The following is a 7060-nucleotide window of genomic DNA, read 5'->3' as shown; positions in this document are numbered from 1 at the left end:
CCGGACGGGCCACCACGGCCGGGCCGGAGGAGTCACTCCCTCCGGCCCGGCCGTTCGCGTGTCCGGAGTGTGCCCGCGGTGTCGGTGTCCCGCCCCCGCTCAGCCGGTCGCCTGGCGGTCCCGTGCCTCCCGCCGGCCCAACAGGCGGCTGCCCGGGGTGGCCGTCACCCCGTGGGCGACCACGGAGGAGCAGATGACCAGCGTCGCGACGGTGAAGACCAGTTCGTCGCCGGTCTCGCTGCGGGACAGCGCCGCGTAGTAGAGCGCGGCGACACCGATCGGACCGAACCACCCGAGGAACAGCGCCTCGGCCCGCCCGCGCACCGTCTCCATCGCCGGGGCCAGGGCCAGGAAGGCGGGCAGCCTGCGCAGCAGCAGCACGGCGACGACGAGCACCGCGGCACGCCAGCCGAGGTCCAGCCACTCCCGCCACGGCACCACCACCCCCAGCAGGATGAACACCGGCAGCAGGAAGAAGTCGTTGACCGCCTCCTGGACCCGCTCCTCGCTCTGGTCCTCCTCCTCGGGGATCACCCGCCGGAACACCAGACCGGACACGAAGACCGCCAGCAGGCCGTTGGCCTCGGCCACGTGGGTGGCGCCGAGCGCGGTCGCGGTCAGCGCCAGGCTGTAGACGAGGTGGGAGGTCTCGGCGACCGTCTCCCGGCGGTAGCCCCAGACCAGCAACCACCCCGCGACGTAACCCAGGGCGATCCCCAACAGCACGGCACCCCCGGTCTCCCACAGCACACTCCGCCATACCCACTCGGACAGCGCCGAGGCGGCGGGTCCCTCCAACATGAGCAGCGCGAGGAACACCAGCGGGTAGGCCAGGGCGTCGTTGGCCCCGGACTCGGCCGACAGGAAGTGCCGGAGCCGTTCGGGCAGCAGCCGTTGCGCGAGCCTGCCCTCCACGATCGTGCTCGCGATCACCGGGTCGGTCGGGGTGAGCACGGCACCGATCAGCAGGGCGAGCCAGATCGGCACCCCGAGCACCGCGAACACCAGCATCCCGCTGACCAGCCACATGAGCAGCATCACGGGTCCGAGCACGACCACCAGCGCGCGCCAGTGGGGACGCAGGTACCGCCGCGGCAACCGCAGGGCGATCCCCATGAGGGACACCGCCACCGTCAGTCGCGCGACCTCCTCGATCAGCGTGACCGGGTCGGCCCATCCGGACGGATCGAGCAGCCCGGAGACGGGGCCGAGCACGATCCCCAACAGCAGGGCCAGCAGTGGTCCGGACAGGAACGCGCGCTTGATCGGGTTGGACAGCAGGCCGATCAGCAGCACCGCGGCACCCATCACCGCCAGCGACAGGTTGAGGGGACTCACTCCACCACCCACGTCCGACGCCTCGACCGAGAGAAGGGTCCCCGGGAACCGGGCCCTCCCCCGCATCCTGCCACCGGGAGAACCGTGCCGCCGTCCGCGATCCGCTCAGCGGCGCCCGGATGCCGACGTCCGGGAAGGTGGACGCTCGTGGCCGAACGGCCCGCCCCCGCACGTCCGCGCGGCGACAGGCCCGAGCCCTGCGGTCGGGGTGACAGGATTTGAACCTGCGACCCTTCGCTCCCAAAGCGAATGCGCTACCAAACTGCGCTACACCCCGTCCTCACACCGACCCGGAGGGCGGTGTGCGACCACTCTAGCGGGTCGCGTTACACTGTTGTCGCGGCCGGGTGGTCCGGCCGTACGCGGGCGTAGCTCAATGGTAGAGCCCCAGTCTTCCAAACTGGTTACGCGGGTTCGATTCCCGTCGCCCGCTCCACAACGAGGTGCCCCCGGTCCCCCTCGGGCCGGGGGCACGGTTCTCCCTGACGCGCTCACTCCACCGGGCGGGTGGTCGCCATCGCCCGGTCGACCTCCCAGAACGCGCGCATCGACACGATCAGGCCGTCGCCGTCCACCCGGTAGACGAACACCCCGTCGGTGTCCACCCGGTAGCCGCCCGGCAGGTAGCTGGTGATGGTGCCGACGTTGGCCACCTCGTCCCCGGCCGCGTGGGAGTCGCGGAGGACGAAGTCGATCCGCTCGGTGCCGGCGATGGCGGCCTCCCAGAACGCCGCGATCGCCGCCCGTCCCCGGTGCCCCCGGCCGGCCTCGTCGAACATCGAGGGTCCGACCGGATCCTCCACGACGCCGTCCGGGTGGAACAGTGCGAGCCACGCCTCCTTGTCCTTGGCCGTGACGGCGTTCATCGACCGCCAGGCCGCCGTCCGGGCGGGTGGCTGGTCGATGGCGGTGTCCCAGCACACGGTGACGGTCACGGGGTCGTCCCTCCTGCCGGTTCCCCCGGCGCGTCCACGTCCGATGGCGGCTCGCCCAGTTCACCGATGATCTCGTCGGCGAACCGGCGGAGCGCGTCCTTCTTCTTCCCGAGCGGCGCGTCGAAACCGAGCCCCTCCAGCATCCACGGCACGGTGATCGCGTCGGTGACACCGACCTCGGCCTGCCTGCGGTAGCCGTCGAGGCCGAACTGGTCGACGCACACCGCCTGGATCTCGAACTCCTCGTCGGCGCGGCCGTACTCCGCGCGCAGCCTGCCCAGCCGCCCGATCGTCGTGCGCAGCTCGTCGAGCGTCATCATGGCCGAGGACCACCCGTCCCCCACCCGGGCCGCGCGCCGCAACGCCGGGGCGCTGTGCCCGCCGATGTAGAACGGGACGCGCCGCGCCGGGGCCGGGGCCATACTCAGCCTGCCGAAGTCGAAGAAGCGGCCGTGGTACTCCACCATGCCGCCGCCGAGGACGCGGCGCAGCACCTCGATCGCCTCGTCGACGCGCGCTCCCCGCTCGGCGTAGGGCGCGCCGCACCACTCGAACTCCTCGGGCGACCACCCGACCCCGAGACCGAGGCCGAACCGGTCGCCGGTCAGGTTGGCGACCGACCCCACCTGACGGGCCAGCAGCACCGGGTTGCGCGAGCCGAGTTTGAGCACCGAGGTGTAGAAGCGCAGACGGGTGGTGACCGCGCCCATCGACGCGGCCGCGATGAGCGGGTCGACCCACGGGCTGTTCTCGTCCCAGAACCGGCTGCCGTCCGGCGTGTACGGGTAGGACGCCGACGTCGTCTCCGAGTAGAACAGCGAGTCCGGCAGTGCCACGGCGGAGAAGCCGCACTCCTCCGCCGTCCGGGCCAGCTCGGCGAGCTGGTCGAGCGGGCTCAACGCCACTGACAGCGTGAACTTCATGCGGCCGAACTGTAACAAGTTCTACCTGTCCGGGCCAGGGTTGCGCCGGGCGGAGCGCACCGCAGCCGGGCGTGCACCCCTCGGCGCGGCCGTCGCCTCGATCTCCGCCCCACCCCATCGGGCGTGACGCGGATCACCGACGAACACGTGATGTGAGTCACTGAGTACGAACCGCGGAAATCAACGGGGAAGCACCGCACACGCTGCTCACCGGCACGACGCGGATTAAACCTCGAGTTGCGGAATCGTGTTCCGCGCCGACTCCGCACCATTGCCGGTTTCGCTTTCCGCGGCTTCGCCGTGTTTACCGTTCTGTGTCGTCGAAAACGGCGATATGTGTCCGAAGAGGAGATCCGTGAAAGCGTTCGACATCCAGGAGGAAGCTCGTGGCCACAACAGCATTGACCAGGTCGGTGGCGGTTCTGATGCTCACGGCGGGAACGCTGGTGGGCCTGGACGGAACGGGGTCGGCCATGATGGGCGGATCGGCGCCGGATTCCCCGCGGGGCGGCGGTGCACCCGCCGACACGGCGCCCCCGGCCGAGCCGGAGCCGCAGCCGCAGAAGGTCGAGGGGGAGCCCGCGGTGCCCGCCGGGCAGCGCATCGTCGAGATAGCGGGCCGGCAGGAGGGCAAACCCTACGTCTTCGGCGCCGAGGGACCCGCGCGGTTCGACTGTTCCGGCCTCGTCCAGTACGTGCACAGACAGGCGGGCATCGACCTCCCCCGGACGGCCGCCCAGCAGCGTGCGGCCGTCCCCACCGTGTCCCGTTCGGCCATGCGTCCGGGTGACCTGCTGTTCTTCCACAACGGTGGGCGCGTGTACCACGTCGGCATCTTCGCGGGGTCGAACGTGATGTGGGCGGCGCCGGAGCCGGGGGACGTCGTCCGCAGGCAGAGCATCTGGACCGACGCCTACACCGTGGGCCGGGCGTGGTGAGGCCGGCCGGGAACTTTTCGGATACCGTCCGCGTTGTCCGGTTCGACGAACCCACACAACCCGGGAGTTCCCATGGAAACCGCTGTCGTGGTGATCGTGCTCCTGCTGATCATCGTGGGCGGCACGCTGTACCTCGTCCGGTCCCAGGCACAGGCGAAGGCACAGAAGGTCGAGGACGCCAAGGCCGAGGCGCGGCGGTGGGTGGAGCGGCTCGGCGGGCAGGTGCTCAACCTCACCGGCACCGACGCGGCCTCCCAACAGGCGCTGGCCGACGCGAGTGAGCGCTACACGGCCGCGGGCTCCCAGATGGAGCAGGCCGAGACCGCCGAGCAGGCCCGGCTGGTCCGGGAGACGGCACTCGAGGGGCTCTACTACGTCCGCGCGGCCCGGACCGCCATGGGCATGGACCCCGGTCCCGAGCTGCCCGAGGACCGGGAGCGCGAGCGTGCGGGCAAGGTCACCGAGCACCGTGCCGTGGACGTCGAGGGCACACACTACGAGGCCTCGCCGGATCCGACCTCGAACACCCCGCACTACTACCCCGGTGGCCGCGTCGCGGGCCGCCCGGTGCCGCAGGGCTGGTACAGCGAGCCCTGGTGGAAGCCCGCCCTGGTCGGCGGCGCCTGGGGCCTGGGCTCCATGTTCCTGTTCAGTGCCATGTTCTCCGGCATGGCGGGCGTGCCGAGCGCGGAGGCCTGGGAGTCCGGCTACGACGCCGGCCAGGAGGACGCGATGGAGTCCGGCGACGCCGGGGACGGCGGCGACGCCGGTGGCGGTGACGACATGGGCGGCGGCGACATGGGCGGTGACATGGGTGGCGGTGACATGGGCGACATGGGCGGCGGATTCGACCTCGGGTTCTGACACCGCCGCCGGGGTCCGCGCACCGGATCCGGGCGTGGCCTAGTCACCGGGCTGGCAGGTCGGGCACCAGTACAGGTTCCGGCCTGCCAGTTCCGTGTGCGCCACGGGCGTGCCGCACACCAGGCACGGTTGTCCCGTGCGCCGGTAGACGTAGACCTCGCCACCGTGCCGGTCGTTGCGCGGGGCGCGGCCGGTCACCTCCGGCCGGTGTGCGTACTCGACGGTGTCGATCCGCCCGACCCGCACACCCTCGCGCATGAGCCGCCGCAGATCCGCCCACACCGCGTCCCACCGGGACCGCCCGAGTGAACGCCCGGGCAGCTGGGGCGCGATCCCCTGCCGGAACAGCACCTCCGCGCGGTAGACGTTGCCCACCCCCGCGACGACCGTCTGATCCATCAACAGCGCCGCCACCGACGTCCGCGACCGGTCCACCCGGGCGAATCCCCGGTCCGGCTCGGCGTCGTCCCGCAGCGGGTCGGGTCCCAGCCGGTCCTTGATCGCGTCCGCCTCCGCGGTGGTGAGCAGTTCGCACCGGTTCGGCCCGCGCAGGTCCGTCCCGTGTGTCCCGCCGAGCAGGCGCATCCGGACCTTTCCCACCGGCTCGTCCGCAGGAAGCGGGAACTCCGTGAACCCGCCGTACAGTCCGAGGTGGACGTGGACGGTCCCGTGTGGACCGTAGTGGTGGAACAGGTGCTTACCGTGCGCCTCGGTCGCGGTCATCGTGTGCCCGTCGAGCGCGGCCGCTTCGGCGGCGAAGCGGCCCTGTGGGCTGGACACCGCCACCGGTGCGCCGACATAGCGGCGGCGGTGCAGCAGCGCGAGGCGGTGGAGGGTGTGCCCCTCGGGCATCAGGCCCCCGGCAGCGCGGGGGGAACGCCGGTGCGCTCGAACTCGCTGATCTGGCCCACCCTGCGGGTGTGCCGCTCGTCGTCCGACGGCGGTGTGGCCAGGAACGCGTCCACGATCCGCGCCGCCTCCCCGGCGGAGTGCATCCGCGCGCCGATCCCGATCAGCTGGGCGTGGTTGTGCTCCCGCGTCAGGGTCGCGATCTCCTCGCTCCAGGCCAGGCCCGCCCGGGCCCCGGGGACCTTGTTCGCCGCGATCTGCTCGCCGTTGCCGGACCCGCCGACCACGACGCCGAGGCTGCCCTCGTCGGCCACCACCCGGCGGGCCGTCTCGACGCAGAACGCCGGGTAGTCGTCGGCGGCGTCGTAGACGTGTGGCCCGACGTCGGTCACCTCGTGCCCCTGCTCCCGCAGGTGGGTGACGAGATGGTTCTTCAGTTCGTAACCGGCATGGTCAGATCCCAGGTAGACACGCACAGCCTCCGAGTGTGCCATCGCGGTCCGCCCCGGCCGCAGGCACCCGCCGTGTCACACTCGACGGGAAACCGGGTGCCGCACCCGCGGCACGGCGCACACGGTCGGACACGGCGGGAGGCGGGGTGGACGGCTGGTCCGAGGTCGGCGACGGGGTGTTCGTCGGCCGTTACCGGGAGTGGGACCTCACGGTCGGGCTCGTGCTCGGCGACACGGGATGCCTGGTCGTGGACACCCGCGCGGACCGCGCGCAGGGCGCGGAACTGGCCTCCGCCGTGCGGGCGGTGACCCCGCTGCCGTGGACGGTGCTGCTCACCCACCACCACTTCGACCACTGTCTCGGCCTGCCCGCGTTCCTGCCCTGCCCGGTGTGGGCGCACGAACGGTGTGCGGCGCACCTGCGCGCACCCGGCGGGGACGTGGCGGTGCCCGACCACACGCTGACCGGGCACGCCGCGGTCGACCTCGGCGGACGGTGGGTGCGACTGCACCACCCGGGTCCGGCGCACACGGACAACGACGTGCTGGCGCAGGTCCCCGACGCGGGCGTCGTCTTCGCCGGGGATCTCGTCGAGCACGTGCCCGGCGGGTCGTTCAGCGCCGAGTCGTTCGAGGACGTCACCCACCTGGCGCAGTGGCCGACGGCGTTGGACGCGCTGCGCGCGCTCGCGCCGCGCGTCGTGGTGCCCGGCCACGGCGACCCGGTCGGCCCGGACTTCGTCGCGGCCGCGCGGGACGAG

The 7060-nt window shown here is 72.2% G+C and carries 8 protein-coding genes and 2 tRNA genes; 4 read left to right on the top strand and 6 right to left on the bottom strand.

Features of this window, described 5'->3' with window-relative positions; genetic code table 11:
* Positions 1-99 precede the first annotated feature (99 nt).
* Positions 100-1338: a cation:proton antiporter domain-containing protein gene (locus ACTIR_RS0117915; RefSeq protein ID WP_034240790.1), complete on the bottom strand. Its 1239-nt coding sequence runs from the start codon at positions 1336-1338 to the stop codon at positions 100-102.
* Between the two features lie 203 nt (positions 1339-1541).
* Positions 1542-1615 (bottom strand) — tRNA-Pro (locus ACTIR_RS0117910).
* Between the two features lie 85 nt (positions 1616-1700).
* Here ACTIR_RS0117910 and ACTIR_RS0117905 point away from each other — a divergent pair.
* Positions 1701-1774: transfer RNA gene (locus tag ACTIR_RS0117905), tRNA-Gly, on the top strand.
* Between the two features lie 55 nt (positions 1775-1829).
* On the opposite strand, the gene ACTIR_RS0117900 is transcribed toward ACTIR_RS0117905, so the two are convergent.
* Together ACTIR_RS0117900 and ACTIR_RS0117895 are read right to left on the bottom strand one after the other, a co-directional pair.
* Complete coding sequence (locus tag ACTIR_RS0117900; protein ID WP_026455310.1) at positions 1830-2273, bottom strand: nuclear transport factor 2 family protein; 444 nt, start codon at positions 2271-2273, stop codon at positions 1830-1832.
* On the bottom strand, positions 2270-3196 hold the full coding sequence (locus tag ACTIR_RS0117895) for a TIGR03619 family F420-dependent LLM class oxidoreductase (protein WP_026455309.1): 927 nt from the start codon (positions 3194-3196) through the stop codon (positions 2270-2272). Before ACTIR_RS0117895 ends, ACTIR_RS0117900 begins: the two co-directional genes overlap by 4 nt.
* A 386-nt stretch (positions 3197-3582) precedes the next feature.
* Between ACTIR_RS0117895 and ACTIR_RS0117890 the strand changes: the two genes are divergently transcribed.
* Together ACTIR_RS0117890 and ACTIR_RS0117885 are read left to right on the top strand one after the other, a co-directional pair.
* Positions 3583-4134, top strand: a complete 552-nt coding sequence (locus tag ACTIR_RS0117890; protein WP_026455308.1) for a C40 family peptidase — start codon at positions 3583-3585, stop codon at positions 4132-4134.
* 72 nt (positions 4135-4206) lie between these two features.
* Positions 4207-4998, top strand: coding sequence for a hypothetical protein (locus tag ACTIR_RS0117885; RefSeq protein ID WP_026455307.1), 792 nt, complete (start codon positions 4207-4209; stop codon positions 4996-4998).
* A gap of 39 nt (positions 4999-5037) precedes the next feature.
* Here ACTIR_RS0117885 and ACTIR_RS0117880 read toward each other — a convergent pair whose 3' ends face one another.
* Both ACTIR_RS0117880 and ACTIR_RS0117875 read right to left on the bottom strand, forming a co-directional pair.
* Complete coding sequence (locus ACTIR_RS0117880; RefSeq protein WP_026455306.1) at positions 5038-5850, bottom strand: Fpg/Nei family DNA glycosylase; 813 nt, start codon at positions 5848-5850, stop codon at positions 5038-5040.
* On the bottom strand, positions 5850-6323 hold the full coding sequence (locus tag ACTIR_RS0117875; RefSeq protein WP_199285648.1) for a ribose-5-phosphate isomerase: 474 nt from the start codon (positions 6321-6323) through the stop codon (positions 5850-5852). The genes ACTIR_RS0117880 and ACTIR_RS0117875 overlap by 1 nt, the downstream gene beginning before the upstream one ends.
* 122 nt (positions 6324-6445) lie before the next feature.
* Here ACTIR_RS0117875 and ACTIR_RS24130 point away from each other — a divergent pair.
* Positions 6446-7060, top strand: a 615-nt coding sequence (locus ACTIR_RS24130; RefSeq protein WP_034240835.1) for an MBL fold metallo-hydrolase, incomplete at its 3' end; no start/stop codon positions are given.

The organism is Saccharomonospora iraqiensis subsp. iraqiensis, assembly GCF_000430445.1.
In the GTDB taxonomy this organism is placed as follows: Bacteria; Actinomycetota; Actinomycetes; order Mycobacteriales; family Pseudonocardiaceae; genus Saccharomonospora; species Saccharomonospora iraqiensis.
Note: the sequence above shows the minus strand (reverse complement) of the source record. Positions and strands in the feature narration are given on the sequence as shown.

Bases quoted from the DNA above. Each gene is read 5' to 3' on its own strand.
- ACTIR_RS0117895 (WP_026455309.1), bottom strand. From the start codon at position 3,196: ATGAAGTTCACGCTGTCAGTGGCGTTGAGCCCGCTCGACCAGCTCGCC.
- ACTIR_RS0117880 (WP_026455306.1), bottom strand. From the start codon at position 5,850: ATGCCCGAGGGGCACACCCTCCACCGCCTCGCGCTGCTGCACCGCCGC.
- ACTIR_RS0117885 (WP_026455307.1), top strand. From the start codon at position 4,207: ATGGAAACCGCTGTCGTGGTGATCGTGCTCCTGCTGATCATCGTGGGC.